Below are 20841 nucleotides of genomic sequence, written 5' to 3'. Positions count from 1 at the left end.
ATCTAAATAGAAATGAGGTGAGAAGGATGGAGAAATCAAAGACAACACTACAAATCGTCGCTCATGTAAAAAATGCTGAAGAAGCAAAAGAGCTTCTAAAAGATATAGAAACTCTTAAGCAAGAATATGATGTGATTACACAAGTGACAATTGATGCTAAACCTTACCGACAATAAAAACAGATGCAGCAGGCATAGATCCAGGAGCGATATAAGTTCCTTGTGAAACGTGGGTATGTGCAGAAATAAATACCCATCCATTGGAAAGGTGTTGGTTCACCTCTTCAACAGAAAAAAGTTGCTTGATTTCAGTAACATTCATTATGAAGATCGCCTTTCGATTATTTCAGCGGACCACTCGCTGATATGAAAATTATATCAAAATTAGTAAACACGTTTAAGAAAAATAAGAAAGAAGGTATGATAAATGACTTTAAAGAAAGAAGTTGATGTCTTTCTAGCATTGAAGAGTAAGTCCCGGTCGTGGTTAGCTAATGAGCTTGGGATAAATGAAGGTTATCTATCTCGTATTATAAATGGGAAAGATAAGCCGAAGCGCCAAATCGAAAAGATCAAAAAATTTATTGAGGAGGTTTAGGTATGCAGTTAACAATACCAGATGAAGTTATTGAAAAACAAATTATGCCTCAATTTGTTCAGATAGCAGTATTGGAATTTGAAAAGAGAATGAAGCTTCTAACAAAAACAATGGAATTACCACCTTATCCCAATAAGAGTGAAGTGAAAATTATTTTAGGGATGGGTGACGACATGCTAAAAGAGTGGATTGCGGATGGTTTACCGGTCATACCTTGGAGTAAGAAGGAAGATCGGTTTGATCGAGATGATATTAGATTGCATATAAACAAAATGAAACTTTAGAAGGAGGCAACAGCATGAATCAAATGCAAATTATTGAATTTTACAATCAACGCTTATTAACTTCGGAGCAACTAGCGGAATTTTACGATGCGACAGAAAAACAAATTAAACAGAATTTTAACAACAATAAAGAAAAATTCATAGAGGGAAAACACTTTTATAGACTGGGGGGTCAGCAGTTAAAGGACTTTAAGAACAGAGTCGAAAATTTCGACCTTGTTGGAAAAAATGCAAATCAACTTATTCTCTACACAAAACGAGGTGCGAGTCGTCATTCGAAAATGTTAGGCACGGATCGAGCGTGGGATATGTTTGATGAATTGGAAGAAAATTATTTCAATCCGAAACAACAAGCTCAAATCCCAACATCTAATAGGGAATTAATCCTACTAGCTTTAGAAGGGAACGAAGAAACAAATCAACGCATTGATAAAATTGACGAACGTTTAGTAGATATCGAAGAAAACAAACTGATCACTACGGAAGATAAAGGCACAATCGATCGAGCTGTTCGAAAGAAGGTTTATCAAATCTGCAAGGAACAACATCTGGGACAAAATGCTAAAGGTATGTTGTATCAAGATTTAGGATCGAGCATCAAACAGCTTTTCAAGGTTCCGAATCGTGGGCGAATTAAAGATAAAGATTTCCGAAAAGCTTTGAACTTCATTAACAACTGGGAGCCATCATCTTTGACGAAAGAACGCATTAACCAGATTCAAACAGAATTGGAAATGTAGGAGGAAGTTAAATGAAAATCAATAAAAAGTTAGAACAAAAATGGCAAGAATGGGAAACGATGATGGAAGGCGCTCAAATATTTCTAAATGCTGCGAGAGATATAGGATCAACTGTCATAAACGAAAATGATACAGCCGCTTGTCTGTCTAGTGAAAAAATCCAATTAACCATAGAGCAATTGAAAGATGCAAAGGAATTAGTTGAAAAGCTAGAGTTTGCAGAAGAAATAGTAAAAACGCTCCCTACTATTAGAGGCAGTAAGGAGCATCATGAATTGAATGTTGAAAAAGTAACAGATTCTGATGAACAGTCATCTATTTTTTCAGGAATGACTTTTGAAAGGCCGCCAATTTCAAAAAAAGAATACATCGCTCTGTACGAAGATTATGTTAGGCGAGCGAGATTCTAGTAGTTACGGGATTCAAGTTCACTCATAAAACCATCGTTTATGAAAATCATATCAAATTGTGCAATTGAAAGTCGTACATTTTGTAGCTCTGATGTCGTAGATAGAATTGCGAATTTTCGACACTGAATACGGATATATAGAAGATAATTTAATGGCATACACAGTACAACAAGAACACCAAATTCTCAATCTTATAAGGCTACGTAGAAAAGAATTACAGGATGATCGTGCAGCGCTTAGAAAAGCCGATGAGCTATCAGATAGACAAGCTGAGCTGATTGCGATGGAGCTTGAAGATTTACGCATGTTAGAAATTAAAAATAGGGAGATAAGACTATGAAAAAGACAGACACACTTTTTATTGGAGCCATCTTAGGTTTACTCGTACTAGTAGCGCACTACAGCGTAGTGGGAGGAAGTATTTTCGCAAGTTTAATGGTTTTGATAAACCTATTAGATTCGAAAGGAAGGAGAACATATGAATCGAAGAGAAGCTTTGAAGAAAGGAAAAATGATTGCTGATAGATGGTGGTATGACAATAAGTCAACTATTTTAAGCAAACAGCTAATCAATAAACAAAAGAAATGGCAGGAGATCAAATGAAACTAAGACAAAAAATAAAAGAGTATCTATTTTACAGACATGTTTTTTATTGTCCGGATTGTCGCTATACATTACGTTTTAACAATAATTTACTACAACAGTGTCATCCATGGGATGGACCGTATTGTTCAAAGTGTGGAGAAAAAATACAAAAAAAGTGACTCCGCCTGCAAGCATAGAGTCACTAAAGAAAACACATCTAAGGAGATGTTAACACATGGAAAAAGAACTTTCCACTCTAGATCAATATTTGACTGACCCTGATTGGGGAAAAATGAATATTAAAGGAACAAATAACCGAAAAATTAGACGAAATCTTTTGACGGATGAAGAACTAGCATGTGATCAAGATGATCTGGGAAACTTTGTGAGTCTTTGGGATCATATCTATCTTATCCATCTATCAAAACATTCAAATAAACCAGAATATATCTACGTCATAGAAGATGGCTTGATTGATGCGCTAGATGAGTATGAGAGAGGAAATTTGATCGATATCTCATACTACGGGCAAGGAAAAAAATATATCGCTGATATGGAGGCGAAGTTTGATGAGTGAAGCAAAAAATATTACGAATTTTGAAAAACTATCAAGTAAAAAGTTAGACAAAGTTTTAAAAAAGAAAGGACAGTTTGATTATTTATCGTGGGCCCGCGCTTGGGAGATCATGAAAAAAAGTGATCCGAAATCAAGAGTAACGATTAACGAATATAAACACTTTAGAGTTGTTTCAGGAACCCATCAAGATTTTCTTGTGGAAGAGTTTAAACCCTATCTATTAGATGAAACAGGTGTCTATGTTTCGGTGTCTGTAACGATCCATGGAATCACAGAAACTGAGCTTTTTCCAGTAACTGATTATACGAACAAAGCGGTTATAAAACCAAATGCTACTCAGATAAATAATGCACTTAAACGATGTTTTGTTAAGGCGTTAGCGTTACATGGTTTAGGATTGTATGTCTATCAAGGCGAGGATATACCTGCACCACAGAGAATCGATATAAAAAAATTAAATATGCTGGAAGAAATCCTTGGGATATTTAACGAAGAGATGGGAGAAGATATGACTCAGACGTTAATTGATTTTGTAAACGAACAGACTGCGAAACTAGGGCTGATTGCTGACAATGTGGAAAGTCTTGAACAGTTATCTTATGAACAATGCGGATTGATGGAAAGAGCAATTGCTAAAAAAAGAAATGAATTAAACAAGAAGAAGTGAAATAAGTGTTTAATTCATTAATCGATTCCTATTCAGCAGTTCTTAGAAAGTTCAAAGGAAAAGACATTGTCGCAACAATCAACGAAGAAGTAAACATCGAGCGACTTAAAACGATGTACGAAGGCTATGAAGGTGATCGGATCATTGAAGTGCGTTTTATCGATCCACGTCGCTTCACAGCCCAGCAAAGAAATTTCATCTATGCGCTCATAGGGGATATATTCATCGATACAGGCACGCCAACGGACTTCTGGAAGGAATTCTTCTACTTTCGTTTTGAAGGTGTCACAGGGCGAAAAATAAGCCTCAAGGACGAATCGGATACAACTGTAAGTGACGTAAACATCCTAGCAAATATCATCTTAGATTTCATCTTTGAACATCATATTCCATTCAAAGAAGGTTATGAGATTTTACCAGCGAATCAAGAATACTACTTGTACAAGTGTATTACGAAAAGAGTCTGTTGTATCTGTGGAAGAACAGGAGCTGACATTGATCATTTTGATAAAGCATTGGGTAGACGAAAACGTAAGAAAATTGATCATTCAGATTACACGTTCGCAGCGCTCTGTAGAATTCATCACACAGAGAAGCACAAAGAAGTAGCACAAACTCCAGAAACAATGTTTCAGGAAACCATACAAGCAAATCGTTATATTCCGACTGGTAAAGAAACAGGTAAAGGATTAAGTGAAGGAATTAATCAATCTAATGCTGATGTTGAGTTAGCAGCCAAAGCTATAGGAATGATACCAGAAAATACTATTCAAGCTGAGATGACTACAGAAAAAACTAAGGAAAGTGGAACAGAGGTAGGTCGAGGGATAGCACAAGGGATTGATAGCAGTCAAGAGGCTGTGCAACAAAGTGCTAAAGCTGTCGCAGACACTCCAAATAATGAACTATCTAGCCATATGAACCAAGGTATCTATGCTGAGTACGGACAAGCAGTGGGAGAAGGTCTTGCAACGGGAATCGCAGCCACTAGTCCAGTGGTTGTTGCGGAAGTAAATAAGTTGGTTGACCAAATGGTAAAACAAACTGACATTGGTATCAAAAATATGACAGTAAGTTTTAATCAAGTTGTTCCTGATGTAGCTAACGCGTTGAGTGCGCTTCCTATGGTAGCTTCCAATAGTATGAATTCTATGAATATGAGTTTCCAAAGTGGATCGCAAGTACAATTAGCTACTGTGAAAGCTTTGAATAGCAATTTGATACGTACCTTTACTAATACGCCAAGTGAATTTCAATCGATTGGTCGAGATATTATGAGTCGGTTGAATTCTGGAATGATGGCAGAGTCGAGCAGGGTTGTCGCAACTTCCAGAAATATATCAAATAGGATTGTACAATCCTTCAATCAGTTGCCAAATCAGATGCAAATGACAGGTCGCAACGCAATTAGTTCATTAAATAGTGGAATGAATTCATCTGTAAGGCAACCTATTTTAACTGCATCAAGAACTAGCTCGGCGGTTGTATCTGCTTTTTCAGGATTGCCTAACCAGCTAAATGGAGTGGGTCGTGATGCTATGGCTGGATTGAATGCTGGATTAAATGCCGGTACAGCATCTGTATTGGCAACCGCAAATAGAATTGCCAATCAGGTTGCCGCCACCATGAAAAGCGCATTGGATATAAATAGTCCTTCGAAAGTCATGGCGAACGAGGTTGGACGGTGGATTCCAGAGGGGGTTGCCGCAGGTATCGAAAAATATGCAGGAGTTGTTTACCAAGAGATAGATAACTTGTCGGCGGGCATGTTGAAAATTACCACGCCAGAAGTTGCTTTAGGTTCTGCACGTATGTGGAGAGAGCTTTCCAACGAAAAAATCAGTCAAACGATTGTCCACCAATCTTCATCAGTAGATATGGCTGAGTTGGCACGGGTGCTGAATAGTCGTCCAATCAAGGTGAACTCAATCCTAGATGGAGAGAAGATTTCCAGTACTTTTGACCAATCTCTAGGAAGACAAATGTATAAAAGACAATACACAGGGGGTGTGGGTTTTGCATGATGAAACACAAATTTATTTAATCTGTGAAGAAGGAACTATCCATTTCAACGCTTTATTTGAAGGGATAAGGATTGCAGATGTGGGCCCGGGTTCTCCTGAGCCTGTGTATCATTTTGAACAATTTTCAGGAAGCGATGGAAGTCGCCTGGTTAACTTTGCCTACGACAGCTTTCCATTCTTCTTGGTTTTCCGATTGGCTTCGCGAAATCTGTACGATTGGCGACTGGTCGTTAACGAGATGAGAAGTTTATTTTACAGAGAGGATCCTTACTACATTTGCTATTCTGGAGAGCCTGGGAAACGATTTAGAGTTGTTCCGGAGCCCTGGGAAGTACAAAAAATCATGCCTCAAAAAGGAATGTTCGCCCTTTCTTTCACGGTGTTCCCTGGGAGCTCCGAATCAATCGCAAGTACTCAGTCTAACTTTGACTTAGAAGAGGACTGGCAATTTTCACAAGGTTTAGTGGCAGAAGAGTATCAATATACCCATGAAACGAGTCGGTTTACTATTTTTAACGGGGGAGATTTCACGATTGATCCCAGAGAACATGACTTAACGATTCGAATCGAAGGGGAATCAGACGGAGAGTTTATCTTGTTCAATCGAACCACCGGTGATCGTTTTATTTATTACCCGCCACTGCATCGTCGCTACGGAGAATCTTTAGTGCTAGAAAGTGTCTATCCGCGTAAAAATGGGGTCTCTTGCGGTATTGATACGAACCATGGAGTGATTACATTAGCACCCGGCGAAAATCACATTGAATTACAAAATATCAGTCGTGTGAAATCCGAATGGGATTTCCGATTTCTTTATAAGTAGGTGAACCAATGTTAACGATTCGAAATTATGAAGAAACACAAGAAGAACTCCTGACCGATTACGATCAGGGGTCTTTTTATGAAAACTGGCAAATGAACGAAACGTGGGAAGTCGGTTTTGTTATTCGAAAAACAGTTCGAAATAGTGTTGTGTATGATTTAGTGACTTACGAGTCTTCTGTCATCTTTCAAGGCCAACAATTTGTCATCAAAGAAATGCAAGAGTCGGCAGTTGGAGAAGCGGTGTATAAAAGAGTAGTGGCGACACATGTCTATTACACGATTCAACACGGGTATCAATACAATAAAATTACGGGTCGGCGAACCCCGATGCAACTCTTGATGCACATACTAGGAACAGGTGCTCGTGGTTTTACTTGGCAGTTAAGCGGTGGGTTTCCAGCAACCGATAAGGAAAACTTTGGAGATGCGAATTATTTACGGTTGATCAATGAAGTCCTACAGGACTTTCGTTTAGTTGTTGTTCCGGATAATAAACATTTACGCTTTATGTCTGCAGATGCGTTTGGAAAAAAAGTCCATGAGCCGATTCGATTTAAGCATAATACGGATGAAGTGACATTCGATATCGACACGTACAACTTAAAAACCCAGATTCGTGGATTTGGCGCATTAAAAGAAGGTGTGGAAACAGATAATCCTCGGGAGAGTGATTATGTTTTTCCTCCAGTCACACTTACCAGTCAAGAATCGGCAAAATGGGGGATTCGAATTCAAGATCCTGTTCGAGATGAACGCTATCATCATCAGGAAAGTATGATGGAACGCTTAAGAAATGAACTACAAGATACACCAAATATTTCAGGTGTTGTTAAGTTGAAGTGGAAGACGCCAATACAAAAAGGCGATCATGTTCCCTTTATTTACGAGCCGATGGGAATTTCTACGTATATCCAAGTAGTTGGGCTTAAAACATTTCCCTTAGTACCGAAGAAACCACCTGAAGTGGTTCTCTCGAACACTAAAAAAACAATGACGAAACTATTGGTTCAATTACGACAGAAAGGAGTGGTGTAATGAATTTAAAAGAATTAATCAGTAATCGGATTTCAAGTGAATGGAAGAAACTATTTAACCATAATGTCCGTGAAACAAAACAAGAAGTCGACTCAATCCATACACAACAGCGTGCCACCAACCAACGTATTTCTAATCTAGTCCTTAGTGTCGGAGGAAATTCACCAACTGAAGTGGTAGATGCACGAGTGGATCATGAGGGTACGGCACACCCAACCTTAAACGATCGATTATTAAGCGGAGAACAAGGTGTTGCTAGGCGAATACGTGAGCTAAAATTTCAATTAGCCAATCAAGGGGCTTCAGTCGAACAGATTAACGAAGTCATTCAACAACTGTTTTCACCTAGTGCAGCAACATTAAACATCTACGTTTCTGCTACACGAGGGGATGATCGGACAGGAGTTGGATCAGAGGAACGGCCTTTTCAAACCATCCAAATGGCCGTCAATATGATTCCACTTTTAAATCTTTCTTCGATTACTATCTGGGTAGAAGACGGGGTGTATTTAGAAGATGTCCGATTAGCGAATATTCAGGGGAGTACATTGGTTATTCGCACCATTCAAAGTCAAGAAACGTTAGCTCCAGCTACTCGTGATTTGCCTGTAAAAGTCAGAAGTATTGGCTTTTTCTTCTGTAGTGGCTATTTTCAAATTTTAGGTATTCAAATAGTGGATACTGCGAATGCTCCTATTTTCCAAGGCAGAAGATATGGGATCATGAATGAGCAAGGCGGTTATATGGCGATCGCTTCTTGTAAATTTGGGGAGTCTACCCAACAAGCATCTTATAATGCGCTTTACTGTGGCGGGGCCTCGAAGATGAATGTTTATGGACGAACTACTTTTGTGAACCAAGCGCTTGCGATTCATTCACGACTTATGGCAGAAATTAACGTGGGAGATATTTCGGGTTCTGGAAATACCGTAGGTTTTCGTTGTGACTCAGCGACTTTACGAGGAACCACGCCTTCTGGTTTTGCTAGTACAGCGACTCAAACTGCAGGTGTCGGACTGATTGTAACTAAAGGGACGGTGTTGTAAATGGAAGAAAATCAGTTTTTTAAGGTGGCAAACAAACCCATTGTTATTGATACGGTCCAACAAGCTATCATTGACAACGGGACCACCTTTTATTCTCATGACCGTGGAACGGCAAAAATCGACTTCTTTTTAAAAAATGAAGGAGTGGCTTTTTCTATCCCGAAAGGAACACTTATTCCAATTCGATTAACGTTTCCTTTGGAGACGGCCGAGGATGGGCTAGCGAGACATGATTATTTAGCTGTGGTAGATGATCCGGTCAATGGTCATGTGCATGTTGTATTAGAAGAGAATATTTTAGGGTATCAGGGAGTTGTAGAGGGTTCTGTTTATGTAAACTTTCCAAATCAACAGTCCCTTGATACTGCTGGACGATTTAGGTTCAGGATCCATCGTAGTCCTTTGGAAGAAACGACAAATGAAATTGATGCCTATTACTTCAATGGGTTTAATTGGTTTGCCCAGCAAGTCGAAGAATTGACGGATTCAACCAAACAGGAGATTGAAAAACTATTTGCTCGAGCAAATGACCAATCGGTTAGTTTGGAAGAAAAAGTAAAAATGCTGGATGAAAAAATTAATCAAACTGAGCAACAAATCAACGAGCTAGGTAATCTAAAACGGATGTACTCAAACAGCATTGATTTTGGTAATTTCGACTATTCAGGGAATCCTAACCTAGCTATGACTGACTCAGATACATTTAAATGGGGAGACGGTGGTGCGGTAACATATGAAAACGGTGAATATACCGTTGTAATGGACGGTAGTGGAAGATTAGTCAAATGGAATACTAACCCGGAAACAAGTGTGTACTTAAAGGATAAAACACAGTATACGATGAGTTGCGAAATGTATGTGGGGGCTGATTATACAGGGGATGTTACACAAGTTTTTGCTAACTATGCTTATACAGATGGTGGACAAGTTCTTATACAAACTTCACGATTACCACGTGATGTGCCTAGAAATACATGGGTTACGGTGAAAGGGACTTCGACTATAGATTATCAAGGCCGTGAGCCTAAAGTATTATATTTTACTTGGCAAACGGTAAGTAACACGACAATCCCAACAGGAACACTTAAAATAAGAAAGCTAAAAATAGAAGAAGGTGCAGATGCTACACCGCATCAACCTAATCTATTAATTGCACCTTATCAGATTTCAAAAGTACCATTGAATGCTAATTTGGGTAATAAGGAACAACCCTTCCCATACTCATCTAATGCTTGGCTTTTTTACGCTAAGGATATGACAGAAAACTTTATTGTAGGACAACCCTATACGTTAACATTGAAAGGTACGAAACCTACCACACAATCATTTAGAGTATACATTACAGGTCAAGAGAGTAGATGTAGGATAGATGATATGTTACCAGTAGAGGGCGTAGCAGATACTTGGAGAATTACTTTTACACCAACAGCGGATAACCTAACAGGTAGTGCCTCACCAAGTAACCTAAGGATATATCAGATGCCTTCTGGAACAACAGGGGCTGTCAGAATTGATTGGATAAAAATAGAAAAAGGAGATACGGCAACACCACCAATCGCATTCTACAAGTACTTTGGTGAAGGTTTGAAAGACAGTAATAATCTATACGACTATAGCTGGGATGTTACACCTGAGTACACTGAAAAAAGATTGAACGACAAAGTAAGTCTGACAGAGCCACAGTCTATTGAAGGAACAAAGGATTTTTGTGACCATCCTTATATTGAAGGTGAACGTATATCAACTGAAAAGTTTGGAATATCCTTAATTGGTGGAAGATTAGTAGGAGTACCTGTTTCGAATGGCACTGTTTTAAATTGGGGTAATCCGTATGCTTATGATAATGAGCGATCAAAAACGAATGATTTATTTACACTATCTGAAGATAATAAAACTTTAACGATTCTAAAAAACTGTGCGCTCCAATTTGTCGGTAAATTTACCTGTCAAACGAACGATGACAGTTACCATGCTTATCTTGGGATGCGTGTAAACGGAGCGAGCGACTGGCGTGTAGCTGGTATCGCTGGTTCATTGAATTGGCGCAATGATGTTGGCTGGTTTTGTGTAAGAAAGTTTAATGCTGGAGAACATGTCACGCTTGTGACAGAAACTAATTTTACCACTGCTTCAGTGAATAATTGGGGTGTTGATCAAGTGTATATCAAAGAAGTTTTGGTAACATAAAAGGAGGAAAATATGAAATCAATTTGGCAGTATGGACGAACAGGCGGGAAGTATGTTGGGAAAGTCTTGGACGATAGTGTGATATCTGTTCCGTATACAGATGTCCCACCATTAAAAGGAATTGAATTAGCAGATCAGTTTTTTATTCCGACAGAAAACCGTTGGCAAGAATTAGAAAACGCAACACTTCGTGAAAAATTGGAAAATCTTGAATGTTTGTATGAAGAATTAAAAAAGCAAGATGAATGTAAAGGTGAACAGATTCAACAGATGGGACAACTGAATGCCACACTCATGATGAATGATATCCAACTTGCCAATCAGTTGGCCGAAGTAAAGGAGGCGCTCCAAGATGTTTAGTTATGAACAAATTGAACGAATGTATCGCCAAGGTTTTTTCACTGCCGAACAAGTCCGAATGTTTGTGCCGTTAGCAATTTCTGAAAAACAATTAAAAAAACTACTGAGAGAAGTAGAATAGGCGGTGACTTATGGAAGGAATTACTATCGGGGAGTGGATAGCGATCATAACACTCGGCGGCACATTGATCGTAGGTGTGGCGAAATTTTATGCGATGTTCACGAAACTTGATCACACGTTAGGAAAATTAGAAAAGACGATCATTCGGGTAGAAAAAAGTCAGATTGACTATGGCAATCGGCTTTCAATTATTGAAGAACAAATCAGATCTATTTTTAAACAAATTGGAAAGGGGAGAAAATAAAATGACAGAAATCTTAGCTGCTGCAAGTATTATTACACCACTAGTCGTCGGTGTCACAGGGTTAATTAAAACACAAATGAAGGATTACAAACTCTTGCCCGTGATCAATGTGATTGCGGGTATTTTGTTAGGTGTTTTATACGCAGTGACCCTAGCACCACAAGATTTAGCGATTTACGCATGGGCCGGAGCTGTTTCAGGATTAGCCGCTGGTGGATTATTTGATTTAGGAAACAGTGTTATTCAGTCGGAAGAATGACAAATTAGCAAAGGAAAAACACAGCCAAAGGGCTGTTTTTTTATATAAAAAATTAGGAGGAATTGATTATGACAAAAATCCAAGATTTAAGAGGCGATTCAAGAATTTTAGGACCAACCAATGCCAAAAGAAATGTTTCTCAAGTAACTAAAATTGCTCGTCACCATTCTGCAACAACAACCGGAGACGTTTGGGCGTTTCAGAACCATTGGAATGGCACATTAGGCTGGGGAACAGGTGGCTATCATGAAATCATTTTACGAGATGGTACCGTACAATGGTGCTACTTCGATAATGATGTGACAAATGGTATAAGTGGACATAATACACCAACTTACCACATTTGCCTTGTTGGCAATGGCTCATTTACAGCTGAACAAGAAAAAGCATTTGAAGAACGAGCAAAGGCGGCTATGCAACGTTTTGGTTTATCCGTCAACGATGTACTAGGGCATAACGAATTCAGCGGCCATGCCTCGAATATCTGTCCAGGTATCAATATGAATACGGTTCGTGAACGATTACGATCTGGGAATAACTTAACGCATGATCAAATTATTTTAGTGAGCCCACCAAAAACGAGTGGGAACTATGTAGGTAAGTTAGAAGTGTTCAACGAGTTACGACTAGGTACATTCCGGATTGCTGGATGGTTGGTTCCGCAAAATGGTGCAGCGTATTTAAATCAGGGATATGTCTTCTGGATGGATGCCGACAATCCGAATGTCGAAATTGGACGTTGTAAATCAGCCGGTATTATCAGAGATGATGTGAATGCAGCATATGGATTACCTAGTGGCCTGCGATTTGGTTTGGATGGCACACTAGATATCCGAAAATTTGCAGGGAAAAGAGTCTTTCCGATGTTACGACGAACAAACGATCCGAACGGAAATACGATCAATGGACAAACAGTCGACATTCGATTCCCTGAGTATGTTTTGACGATTCCTAAGCGATAAAAAACATAGCCTCTCACCTGATGAACATAACTTTAAATTAGAATTTAATTCTAATTTTTTTGGAATGCATATCAATTGAGGGGTGGTACATAGAAAATATAAATTATCTAAATACTTATTCAAGCTAGAAAATCTATGTTGAGTTTAAACATATGTTCCGTATTGTTAATAATGTTAAACAATATTATAATTTTTAATATAATATTGACAAGATGAAATCGGGTGAGTACAATACGAAAAGTTACGAATTATTTAGGGCGGATTCCAAATGGAGTAACACAACCTGTTCGAGTACAGGCTGATGATGGAAAAGTTTATGTAATGAAATATTTACATGACTTTTGCAGTGCTAAAATTTTATATAATGAGTTGATCGCTTACAGGCTTGGGAAATTGCTTGAAATTCCAATGCCTGATTGTATGGTTGCTGAATTATCTGAAGCCGTCATTTCTAAAACACCGCATTTGTTAGAAACGAATGCCCTCGCTTGTACTTGCTTTCTAAGCGAATATAGAGCTGGTACTCCAAAAATTTCACCTATTTTAGCACGAAACACTATTAATGGAGCAGATATTTCTAAGATTTTAGTTTTTGATCAAATAATTTTGAATAATGATAGAGCTAAAAATGATGGGAATTTGTATTATGATAAAAAAGAGAAAAAAGTTTTGGCAATTGATCATTCTCACATATTTATTAACGGAGAGATTTGGTCTGCAAACGAGCTTAGACAGTTAAAAGGAAAAAGTCCTATGGTGGTAGATAATTTACTTGGGAGAAATTATCGGGCATTTTCTTCACAGCTTACAGGTTACAACTGCTATAATAATACTAAAGATAAAGTAAAAAATTTAAATAAAACAGATGTTCAATCTGTATTTCAAGATATTCCCGATGATTGGGGAATAAAACTAGAAGAAATAGAGAGTTCATTTGAGTTAATATGGGAACAAATGAAACAAATTGAAGGTATTACGATCCAGTTACAGAATGCGTACTCAAAAAGAAAAGGAGGGTAATAATTATGAATGACGCAATAAAAATAAATTATTCTATATGTAATTATATTCCCAGTATAATTCGACAAGAATCCGTAATTTTTGGTATTGTTATTCACTGCCCTTCTGAAGAGTATTCTAAATTTCATAGGACTAAGAATATTAATAGGCTTAAATCTTTTGATGACGAATTTGATAAAGATTATATGGAATTAATGAGTGAGACATTCTCTTACTACTTTGATTATCCTTCTTTGGAGTTAGAAGATTATGATGAGGAACGATTCGATAATATACATTCTGATAATTTTATTTCTAATATAACAAAATATTATGTTAATGAATTTAAATTTTCAGAAGTGAGAGAACTCGTTTCCTCTCGGGCTGCTTTATTAGAAGATATTAATGATTTAATAAGGACTTATCTGTATTACGATAGACCTAAGTCAGAGAGAATTACGACACCAGAAGTTAAACGATTGTTGAGTAAAGAACTTAGAAACTTGAATTTAAAAGAGCATGTTAAAGTACCGAAGATACACGATTTGGCAGAACGAGAAGTAGTTGATTTTGAGTATAACACTACTTTAGTTAAGGTATTGAGCTTCGATTATAAAAGGAAAACTGATATAATTGATCAAATTAATAAATTTCAAATTGATATGTTAGAAAATCACGATTACTTTTATAAAAAAAACATCAAAGTTGTTATGGGGAATTCTGAATTTTATGATGAAGATTTTATGGACTCTGTTAAAAAAAAATTATGCTGTTTGGCCCCTAATATAGAAATTATTTCAATTGGGGAATATACTAATAATTTAATTTTTCAAGGATTAAATTAGAAATAAAATGTAAATTTGAGACTGTAAAAACTCAAAAATCGTTCTTGGTGTTGATTTTTACGTTATACAATTAATTGTATCAACTCGTCCATATTTCCATTCAAAACCTAACCAATGATAAGGATTTAATCATTTGCCCACTCTCCGGAGTGGGTCTTTTTTCTACAATAAAAAGCCGGTCAGTGTTGCTCCCTTAAAATTTATTTTATAGTTATACATAAATGATTTGTAAAAAAATGGGATTAAATCGGCCGGATGCTAATTTAGATATTAGTAAAATTTTGTTTATATAATATATAGTAGTTAGACTCTATTGATAGATCGATTCTTTATAAAAAACAATAAAAAAACAGAAAAACTTTAAGGTAAGTTAAGTTTTTCTGTTTTTTATTGTTTAGTATTTTAGTATCTATCTACTCTAAAGTACGATGCTGTTGAAGTATTAGACTCTACAAATAATCCAATAATTGAAGGTCCAGTAGCTGGCCAACGGTTTGGATGAGTGTAATCAAAAGAAACATCATTACCATTACCAGTTAATGTTTGTTCTGAGAGTACTAATCCGCTCGTCTGATCCCAAATTGCAGCATTAATTGTACCGTTTAGATTACCGATAGTCACTTTATAGCGCTCATTACCTGTAAAGCTAACAGGAGTCGAAGTGACCTCAGAATTTCTTGGTAAAGTTAATGTATTATTCATCATGGTAGGGTTACCTCTCCAAGGGGAGAAAATACTAGAGTTCCAATTTGAAAAGCGATCGTTAATAATATTAGTCATAAAATGACTTGGACCACCACCTGGATATAAGTTCTCTCCATCAGGACCAGTCAAAGGGCCGCGACTAACATTCAAATTATAGTTGTTGTCATAATTATTTTCTGTTGCATTAGCTTGAGTAGCATTGAACATAAGAAAAGAAGAAAGAGCAAGTGCTGATAAACTTAAAGAAATAAATTTTTTCATTGTAATCTACCTTTCGTAATATAATTTAGAGAAGCGCTTCTCTATTATCAGGGTAGACCAAACTACAATAATTATCTAATGATAACAAAAATAATGAATGTATTTTAATTTTATATAACGTTTACATACAATTTATACAGGGGAATTACACATACAATATACTGATTTTAAAGAGTAATAAAGCTTTTTATTCTTTATTTAATAAGTTAAAATTTGATTATAAAATAATAGACTAAAATATATCGATTTTGGAAAAGTATATACCTTTCATATTAATCACAGCATGCATATGTATGCTTTCAAAAGTAATTTTGTTATCAAATAACAATGTTCTTCATAACCTAATCCTCGCAATTAGGAAATTTTTTCGCACATGAGACTAGTTAAATATTAAGAATTTCTAAATTCGTATCAAGCGTTTGCATTATTATTAGGTAACCCTTAACCTATCCGTAGGCGCCATCATAAAAAGAGAGTATCAATAGCTAAAAACTTTTGGGGAAGTCTATAGCGTGCATATCGATACTCTCTTTAATAATTATATCATACGTATTTTAGACAACGAAGGAATTATACAATCTTAACCACACGGTTTTTTTATTGCCTACTCTTCGGAGTAGGTCTTTTTTTATAATATAGTTAGTTTTACAGAATATATAATGTCAATTTGACTATACGTATTTTTGTATTAGCTTTTTCACTCACATTTGTCAATGAAATTTAATCACTCATTTAAAGAAAAAATAGTAGGTAAATGATAGGAAGTGAAAAAATTAGATTTAATAGGAGTAAAACTATTGAATCTGATTTTAAATTATTTTGTTTAATATTTATTAAGAGCATAATAACTGGAAGCGTGATTGTAAGAACAATTAGTGCTAAATATATTTGATTGGCTGAAAAAAATAAAAGATTAGCAGCAGATACTGATAAGATATGATAAAAATTATAGACATATATTGGTATCGATGGTTCTAATATTCCTACATCAAAAACTAGAAAATCAGCTAGATTGAAAAAAGAAAACAGAGTACCTAATCCACCGATAAAAAATAAGATGATCGGTGTAGATGAAGTATTTAATCGATTAGCTTTCAATACAATAACCTCCTCATTTTTCTTTGTAAAAGTTTAGAGCTAATGAATCATTTCGGTTAGAAAAAAACAAATTTAAGAAAACTGTTTAAAACTAAAAAAAGCTCATAAAAAGTTCATGTTTTGTAAAAATGTGAATTTTTTTAACTCTACAGCTTACTAAATATAAATAATCTTAATCATTTAAACGTATCTATGGATGATTAAAAAATGTTGTGACAATACTGTAAGCGCTTCTTATTAATGGCTTAAGCAAATAGACATAGTTAATTTCATTCTTTTTAATACACTCTAAGTGTACCAAAAAAATGATAGGAGTGGTCAATATGAAGAAATTTTTATTAGCATGTCTAGGAATTTTAGCAACAGTTAGTTTTGCAGCATGTGGTCCTAAAGCGTCGGAAAAGCCAAAGAGTAATTCACCGAAGCAATCACAGAAGATTCCTAGAAAAAAACAAAGTAGTGACACAAATGGCGCTAAGAAGAAAGAAGGATCAACTCAACAGGGAAAAGAACAGCAGAATAAACAATCAAGTGATAGCAAAGAAAAGAAGAGTCAAAAAACACAACCGAGAAAAAGAAACAATTCCAAAAATAAAACAGCACCCAATAAAGAAAAATCAAATGAAAGTAATTCAATTAATAGGTAAGTATACTGGCTAACCCGACATAAGGTGAATAAATGAACAGGAAATATTTATAAAAAACACTCGCTTGTTAAAGGTGAGTGTTTTTAGTTCTAGAATTTAGTCTATCCAATTTTTAAAGTATTTCAAAATAATACAGGTGTAGCAATAAATTAGGTTGTGAATGTATGAATACTCTATTACTTAACTATTAATTTATATATTTGAGATACAAAGTAATTATTCTGTCTTATCCATATTGCTTTTTAATATCCTAGGATATATGAAGAAACATATAATTTGAACATAGCTTGAAAAGACAGTAAGATTATAATAGCCTCACTAATGAGGATTAGATCCTTTAGTGGCCCGCTCTTTTCGAGCGGGTGTTTTTATTGCAAGTTAATAAACTTCGCATTAAAAATGACCATACTTTGACCATACTTTGTCGGAATGATTAGCTTAAATGAGAATATAAGAATTTATATAAAACATTGTGTATCAGCATTTAGCGACGGTTAGGATTGATCAGAGGATATCTGGATTAAAAACCAGGTCTTAAGAAAGCTCGTAAAGCTTCACAATTCTCAAAACGTTAATTGCTGGAGTCGTTGCGAATTTATTCGCTTACGAATACAGTATGGGACGGAGATTTTTAAAGAAATCGAGTACCATTCAATTGAAACAATCAGGGCGTTTCGCAATTCAGTTTGCGAAGCGTCTTTTTTTGACGCTTATTTAAATAAATTTGGTGAGTTCAAATATCCGATAGTAGAGACATTACGTGATTTGTTTGCTCGCTTGTTTTACTTATTTGTAAATAATGAATAGGATAAGTTATCTTATTTAATGTTGTTAGTTATTTTAAATCTACTAGGTTGTTCAAGTGATTCATGTTGAAATCACGAGTAAATCAATGGAATGAACTCTTTGGTCAAAAACATTTTAAAAGGATTTTTTTGATGTTCGCTTTAAAAATAATGGCTAAAATGTTATGTTTTCATATAGTTATCTTTAGCTTCGAAAAATGTAACTATTTGGTTGTTAAAAAAGCTGACCTTCAACATTAAGCTGAAAAATCAAAAAATATGAAAAGCTATTTTCTGATTTCCCATCTTACTACTCAGGTCAAAACGCTTTTCTCACAACCTAGATAAACGGTTTTCAAGAGGTAATACTTCAATAATAAGCCAAAAAAATCAAAAACGAAAAAGCCATTTTCGATTTTTCTGTCTTATTACTCAGTGCTGACCGCTTCTTTCACAACCTAGATAAACGGTGTTCGAAAGCTAACTCCTACGATATTAAGCCAAAATTTGAAAAAATAGGAGAAGCTATTTTCTCAAATTATTTCTTAATACTCGGAGTTGCCCAGCTTTCTCACAACCTTGTGTAACCGAATACATTTTGTCCGCTGCAAGGGACATTATGTAGTGAAGCAGAATAAAAATAATCGCTTATGATAAAGATACAGGGGGGATAGAGCTATGACTAGTCAAATGGATCGAGGGAATAAATTAACGCTTCTTTTATCAAAGCAAAGAGATTATGTTACTGCTGAAGTGTTGGCAGAGTTAATGAGTACCTCTACCAAGACGGTCTACCGCTTGGTTAAAAAAATGAATGACGAGTTTCCAAATGGGCCACTGATTTTGTCTGAAAAGGGTCGGGGGTACAAACTGGATTATGAAAAATATATTGCACAGACGAATCAAACAATTGTGTCTTCTGTGGAAGTCCTACCGTCAGAGCGGCAAAATAATGTGATGGAAGAATTATTATTATCCTCGCCTAAAGCACTAAAAGTCATTGATTTGTATCAAACCTATTATGTTGGTGATTCAGCGATTGCGAATGATGAAAAAATCATTGCGGAACGGATTTCAGCGTATGATCTGCAATTGATCCGCAAAAATCGGACATTAGCCATCGAAGGCAAGGAAGAGAATATCCGTCGAGCGATCACTGAGTTGATTCAACGATTGAATATTTTCGATATTGATGAAATCGCTTTATCGGACGAATTTTCGTTTAATCGTTACGATGCGAATTTTGTCATCGAACAGATCAAGCTGATTGAAAAAAAACTCAATGGCACGATTCCTTACCCATACAATATCAATATTTTCTCCCATCTATACATTGCGGTACGTCGCGCAAGAAAAACGAATTATCAAGCCACTGGAGAAAAATTAACGATGGAACAATTACAGGTTTTAGATAATGAATCCTTGATTCGTGATATTGCCATCGAAGTGATCCGCCAAGTGGAAGTATATTTGAAAACGAAATTACCAGTAAGTGAGATCTACTATCTTTATCAATATTTGCTTTCTTCCAGAACGGATAATAGTCAAACGAAGACCCAAACGTTCACAGAAGAAGTGATTGAGATTACTTCTTATTACTTGCATCAAGTTGGTGAGAAGCTAAATCTCAATGTAGCAAGCGAGATGATTTTTACAGATCTTGCTAATCATATCAAACCTTTGGTCAATCGGTTGCGCCATCAAATCAGAGTGAAAAATAGTTTGTTGGATCAAATCCAATTAACGTATGAAACGATTTTTAATACGGTTGCTGAAGTATCAAAACAGGTGAGTCAAACGTTTCAGCTTCCAACGATCACGTCTGATGAGATTGGGTTTATCACCTTGTATTTTGCACGAATCATTGAGACGCACCAATTTCCGATCCAAACACTGATCATGTGTACAACTGGCGTGGGAACTTCTGAATTATTGAAGGTGAAGTTAGCCAAAAAATTTCCGGAATTAGAAATCGTAGATGTGATCAGTACGAAAAATTACCAATCAGTGTTAGAGAAGACGCCAGGAATCGAGTTGATTTTAACAACAGTTGGCCTGAAAGAAGCATTTCCTGTTCAATCTTTGATCGTTAGTGCGATGTTGACCGCTGATGACCAGTCAAGAATCCAACAGAAAATCGAGGATATTTATCATGATAGATAATTTCGTGGAACTATTCGATCAGATGTCACTGGCTTCCAAAGTAGCGACTTATGAATGGATCAGTCAACAAGTCTTTCCTACCTCAAAAGAAAAGGCACAAGCGATCCAACAGGCATTGTTTGAGCGAGAAGAGGCAGGAGATATCCAAATTGAGGAAGGCGTAATTTTGCCTCATCTTGAACATCCAGCACTAGCCAAAACACAGGTCTGGGTGATTCGTCCCCAACAGCCAATTACTGAATGGTCGGAACGAATCTCAAAAGTGGAATTGCTCATCGTTGTCTTACTAGCAGAAAATGAAACACTAGCAGTCAAACGACAGCTTGCTGATTTTATGCGACAACTGGCTGATCCTGACTATCTAGATGAATTGAAAGCTGGTAATTTTACAGAACGATAAAAATACTATCAAAA

At 36.2% G+C, this 20841-nt stretch carries 26 protein-coding genes and 1 pseudogene; 24 read left to right on the top strand and 3 right to left on the bottom strand.

Annotated elements, in window-relative coordinates; all coding sequences use genetic code 11:
• The first annotated feature begins 26 nt into the window (after positions 1–26).
• Positions 27–176 (top strand): hypothetical protein, encoded by a 150-nt coding sequence (locus HZ311_RS07110; RefSeq protein ID WP_157072141.1) that lies wholly within the window; start codon positions 27–29, stop codon positions 174–176.
• Here the strand turns inward: HZ311_RS07110 and HZ311_RS07105 are convergent.
• Positions 157–321: a hypothetical protein gene (locus HZ311_RS07105; protein ID WP_157072142.1), complete on the bottom strand. Its 165-nt coding sequence runs from the start codon at positions 319–321 to the stop codon at positions 157–159. The two genes, HZ311_RS07110 and HZ311_RS07105, sit on opposite strands and share 20 nt — an antisense overlap.
• A gap of 105 nt (positions 322–426) precedes the next feature.
• Between HZ311_RS07105 and HZ311_RS07100 the strand changes: the two genes are divergently transcribed.
• The 20 genes and pseudogenes from HZ311_RS07100 (at position 427) to HZ311_RS07010 (ending at position 14768) form a co-directional block, all read left to right on the top strand.
• On the top strand, positions 427–597 hold the full coding sequence (locus HZ311_RS07100; RefSeq protein WP_010733946.1) for a hypothetical protein: 171 nt from the start codon (positions 427–429) through the stop codon (positions 595–597).
• A gap of 2 nt (positions 598–599) precedes the next feature.
• The gene (locus tag HZ311_RS07095) at positions 600–881 is read left to right on the top strand and encodes a hypothetical protein (protein WP_178946558.1); all 282 of its coding nucleotides are present in this window, start codon (positions 600–602) and stop codon (positions 879–881) included.
• Between the two features lie 14 nt (positions 882–895).
• On the top strand, positions 896–1621 hold the full coding sequence (locus HZ311_RS07090) for an ORF6N domain-containing protein (protein ID WP_178946557.1): 726 nt from the start codon (positions 896–898) through the stop codon (positions 1619–1621).
• A gap of 11 nt (positions 1622–1632) precedes the next feature.
• On the top strand, positions 1633–2031 hold the full coding sequence (locus HZ311_RS07085) for a hypothetical protein (protein WP_178946380.1): 399 nt from the start codon (positions 1633–1635) through the stop codon (positions 2029–2031).
• Positions 2032–2182: 151 nt separating this feature from the next.
• Positions 2183–2371, top strand: a complete 189-nt coding sequence (locus HZ311_RS07080; protein WP_077151697.1) for a hypothetical protein — start codon at positions 2183–2185, stop codon at positions 2369–2371.
• Between the two features lie 138 nt (positions 2372–2509).
• Positions 2510–2635, top strand: coding sequence for a hypothetical protein (locus tag HZ311_RS15915; protein ID WP_269153474.1), 126 nt, complete (start codon positions 2510–2512; stop codon positions 2633–2635).
• Between the two features lie 217 nt (positions 2636–2852).
• Positions 2853–3194 carry a hypothetical protein gene (locus tag HZ311_RS07075; RefSeq protein ID WP_178946556.1) on the top strand — a complete coding sequence of 114 codons (342 nt, stop codon included), beginning with the start codon at positions 2853–2855 and terminating at the stop codon, positions 3192–3194.
• Positions 3187–3861, top strand: a complete 675-nt coding sequence (locus HZ311_RS07070) for a Sak single strand annealing protein (RefSeq protein WP_178946555.1) — start codon at positions 3187–3189, stop codon at positions 3859–3861. The genes HZ311_RS07075 and HZ311_RS07070 overlap by 8 nt, the downstream gene beginning before the upstream one ends.
• Positions 3862–3866: 5 nt before the next feature.
• Positions 3867–4463 (top strand): annotated as a pseudogene (locus HZ311_RS07065) (putative HNHc nuclease); the annotation flags it as partial.
• A gap of 1414 nt (positions 4464–5877) precedes the next feature.
• Positions 5878–6708: a phage tail family protein gene (locus HZ311_RS07060; protein ID WP_178946486.1), complete on the top strand. Its 831-nt coding sequence runs from the start codon at positions 5878–5880 to the stop codon at positions 6706–6708.
• An 8-nt stretch (positions 6709–6716) separates the two neighbouring features.
• Complete coding sequence (locus HZ311_RS07055; RefSeq protein ID WP_178946485.1) at positions 6717–7745, top strand: phage tail protein; 1029 nt, start codon at positions 6717–6719, stop codon at positions 7743–7745.
• Positions 7745–8791 (top strand): hypothetical protein, encoded by a 1047-nt coding sequence (locus tag HZ311_RS07050; protein WP_178946484.1) that lies wholly within the window; start codon positions 7745–7747, stop codon positions 8789–8791. Before HZ311_RS07055 ends, HZ311_RS07050 begins: the two co-directional genes overlap by 1 nt.
• Entirely contained in the window at positions 8792–10978 is a 2187-nt protein-coding gene (locus HZ311_RS07045) for a BppU family phage baseplate upper protein (protein WP_137072730.1), read from the top strand. It abuts the gene before it with no gap.
• A 12-nt stretch (positions 10979–10990) separates the two neighbouring features.
• Complete coding sequence (locus HZ311_RS07040) at positions 10991–11338, top strand: hypothetical protein (protein WP_023520197.1); 348 nt, start codon at positions 10991–10993, stop codon at positions 11336–11338.
• Positions 11331–11459 carry an XkdX family protein gene (locus HZ311_RS07035; RefSeq protein ID WP_023520196.1) on the top strand — a complete coding sequence of 43 codons (129 nt, stop codon included), beginning with the start codon at positions 11331–11333 and terminating at the stop codon, positions 11457–11459. Before HZ311_RS07040 ends, HZ311_RS07035 begins: the two co-directional genes overlap by 8 nt.
• Positions 11460–11469: 10 nt before the next feature.
• The gene (locus tag HZ311_RS07030; RefSeq protein ID WP_023520195.1) at positions 11470–11703 is read left to right on the top strand and encodes a hypothetical protein; all 234 of its coding nucleotides are present in this window, start codon (positions 11470–11472) and stop codon (positions 11701–11703) included.
• 1 nt (position 11704) lies between these two features.
• Positions 11705–11962: a holin gene (locus tag HZ311_RS07025; protein WP_023520194.1), complete on the top strand. Its 258-nt coding sequence runs from the start codon at positions 11705–11707 to the stop codon at positions 11960–11962.
• 68 nt (positions 11963–12030) lie between these two features.
• Positions 12031–12924 (top strand): peptidoglycan recognition protein family protein, encoded by an 894-nt coding sequence (locus tag HZ311_RS07020; protein WP_023520193.1) that lies wholly within the window; start codon positions 12031–12033, stop codon positions 12922–12924.
• 222 nt (positions 12925–13146) lie between these two features.
• Positions 13147–13944 (top strand): HipA family kinase, encoded by a 798-nt coding sequence (locus HZ311_RS07015; RefSeq protein ID WP_178946554.1) that lies wholly within the window; start codon positions 13147–13149, stop codon positions 13942–13944.
• 5 nt (positions 13945–13949) lie between these two features.
• A complete protein-coding gene (locus tag HZ311_RS07010; RefSeq protein ID WP_071866055.1) occupies positions 13950–14768 on the top strand; it encodes a DUF3037 domain-containing protein in 819 nt (272 codons plus the stop codon).
• A gap of 402 nt (positions 14769–15170) precedes the next feature.
• On the opposite strand, the gene HZ311_RS07005 is transcribed toward HZ311_RS07010, so the two are convergent.
• Entirely contained in the window at positions 15171–15734 is a 564-nt protein-coding gene (locus HZ311_RS07005; protein ID WP_178946553.1) for a hypothetical protein, read from the bottom strand.
• A gap of 732 nt (positions 15735–16466) precedes the next feature.
• Positions 16467–16832, bottom strand: coding sequence for a hypothetical protein (locus HZ311_RS07000; RefSeq protein ID WP_178946552.1), 366 nt, complete (start codon positions 16830–16832; stop codon positions 16467–16469).
• Between the two features lie 323 nt (positions 16833–17155).
• On the opposite strand from HZ311_RS07000, the gene HZ311_RS06995 reads away from it, so the two are divergent.
• The 3 genes from HZ311_RS06995 (at position 17156) to HZ311_RS06985 (ending at position 20827) form a co-directional block, all read left to right on the top strand.
• Entirely contained in the window at positions 17156–17479 is a 324-nt protein-coding gene (locus HZ311_RS06995; protein ID WP_178946551.1) for a hypothetical protein, read from the top strand.
• Between the two features lie 1463 nt (positions 17480–18942).
• Positions 18943–20427 carry a BglG family transcription antiterminator gene (locus tag HZ311_RS06990; protein ID WP_023520554.1) on the top strand — a complete coding sequence of 495 codons (1485 nt, stop codon included), beginning with the start codon at positions 18943–18945 and terminating at the stop codon, positions 20425–20427.
• A complete protein-coding gene (locus tag HZ311_RS06985; protein ID WP_010734011.1) occupies positions 20417–20827 on the top strand; it encodes a PTS sugar transporter subunit IIA in 411 nt (136 codons plus the stop codon). The genes HZ311_RS06990 and HZ311_RS06985 overlap by 11 nt, the downstream gene beginning before the upstream one ends.
• The last annotated feature ends 14 nt before the right edge of the window (positions 20828–20841 follow it).

The organism is Enterococcus mundtii, from assembly GCF_013394305.1.
GTDB classification, from domain to species: Bacteria; Bacillota; Bacilli; order Lactobacillales; family Enterococcaceae; genus Enterococcus_B; species Enterococcus_B pernyi.
Note: the sequence above shows the minus strand (reverse complement) of the source record. Positions and strands in the feature narration are given on the sequence as shown.

Excerpts from the sequence above, each read along its gene's own strand:
- HZ311_RS07110 (WP_157072141.1), top strand. The coding sequence starts at position 27 with ATGGAGAAATCAAAGACAACACTACAAATCGTCGCTCATGTAAAAAAT.
- HZ311_RS07105 (WP_157072142.1), bottom strand. The coding sequence starts at position 321 with ATGAATGTTACTGAAATCAAGCAACTTTTTTCTGTTGAAGAGGTGAAC.
- HZ311_RS07100 (WP_010733946.1), top strand. The coding sequence starts at position 427 with ATGACTTTAAAGAAAGAAGTTGATGTCTTTCTAGCATTGAAGAGTAAG.
- HZ311_RS07095 (WP_178946558.1), top strand. The coding sequence starts at position 600 with ATGCAGTTAACAATACCAGATGAAGTTATTGAAAAACAAATTATGCCT.
- HZ311_RS07090 (WP_178946557.1), top strand. The coding sequence starts at position 896 with ATGAATCAAATGCAAATTATTGAATTTTACAATCAACGCTTATTAACT.
- HZ311_RS07085 (WP_178946380.1), top strand. The coding sequence starts at position 1,633 with ATGAAAATCAATAAAAAGTTAGAACAAAAATGGCAAGAATGGGAAACG.
- HZ311_RS07080 (WP_077151697.1), top strand. The coding sequence starts at position 2,183 with ATGGCATACACAGTACAACAAGAACACCAAATTCTCAATCTTATAAGG.
- HZ311_RS15915 (WP_269153474.1), top strand. The coding sequence starts at position 2,510 with ATGAATCGAAGAGAAGCTTTGAAGAAAGGAAAAATGATTGCTGATAGA.
- HZ311_RS07075 (WP_178946556.1), top strand. The coding sequence starts at position 2,853 with ATGGAAAAAGAACTTTCCACTCTAGATCAATATTTGACTGACCCTGAT.
- HZ311_RS07070 (WP_178946555.1), top strand. The coding sequence starts at position 3,187 with ATGAGTGAAGCAAAAAATATTACGAATTTTGAAAAACTATCAAGTAAA.
- HZ311_RS07055 (WP_178946485.1), top strand. The coding sequence starts at position 6,717 with ATGTTAACGATTCGAAATTATGAAGAAACACAAGAAGAACTCCTGACC.
- HZ311_RS07050 (WP_178946484.1), top strand. The coding sequence starts at position 7,745 with ATGAATTTAAAAGAATTAATCAGTAATCGGATTTCAAGTGAATGGAAG.
- HZ311_RS07045 (WP_137072730.1), top strand. The coding sequence starts at position 8,792 with ATGGAAGAAAATCAGTTTTTTAAGGTGGCAAACAAACCCATTGTTATT.
- HZ311_RS07040 (WP_023520197.1), top strand. The coding sequence starts at position 10,991 with ATGAAATCAATTTGGCAGTATGGACGAACAGGCGGGAAGTATGTTGGG.
- HZ311_RS07035 (WP_023520196.1), top strand. The coding sequence starts at position 11,331 with ATGTTTAGTTATGAACAAATTGAACGAATGTATCGCCAAGGTTTTTTC.
- HZ311_RS07030 (WP_023520195.1), top strand. The coding sequence starts at position 11,470 with ATGGAAGGAATTACTATCGGGGAGTGGATAGCGATCATAACACTCGGC.
- HZ311_RS07025 (WP_023520194.1), top strand. The coding sequence starts at position 11,705 with ATGACAGAAATCTTAGCTGCTGCAAGTATTATTACACCACTAGTCGTC.
- HZ311_RS07020 (WP_023520193.1), top strand. The coding sequence starts at position 12,031 with ATGACAAAAATCCAAGATTTAAGAGGCGATTCAAGAATTTTAGGACCA.
- HZ311_RS07010 (WP_071866055.1), top strand. The coding sequence starts at position 13,950 with ATGAATGACGCAATAAAAATAAATTATTCTATATGTAATTATATTCCC.
- HZ311_RS07005 (WP_178946553.1), bottom strand. The coding sequence starts at position 15,734 with ATGAAAAAATTTATTTCTTTAAGTTTATCAGCACTTGCTCTTTCTTCT.
- HZ311_RS06995 (WP_178946551.1), top strand. The coding sequence starts at position 17,156 with ATGAAGAAATTTTTATTAGCATGTCTAGGAATTTTAGCAACAGTTAGT.
- HZ311_RS06990 (WP_023520554.1), top strand. The coding sequence starts at position 18,943 with ATGACTAGTCAAATGGATCGAGGGAATAAATTAACGCTTCTTTTATCA.
- HZ311_RS06985 (WP_010734011.1), top strand. The coding sequence starts at position 20,417 with ATGATAGATAATTTCGTGGAACTATTCGATCAGATGTCACTGGCTTCC.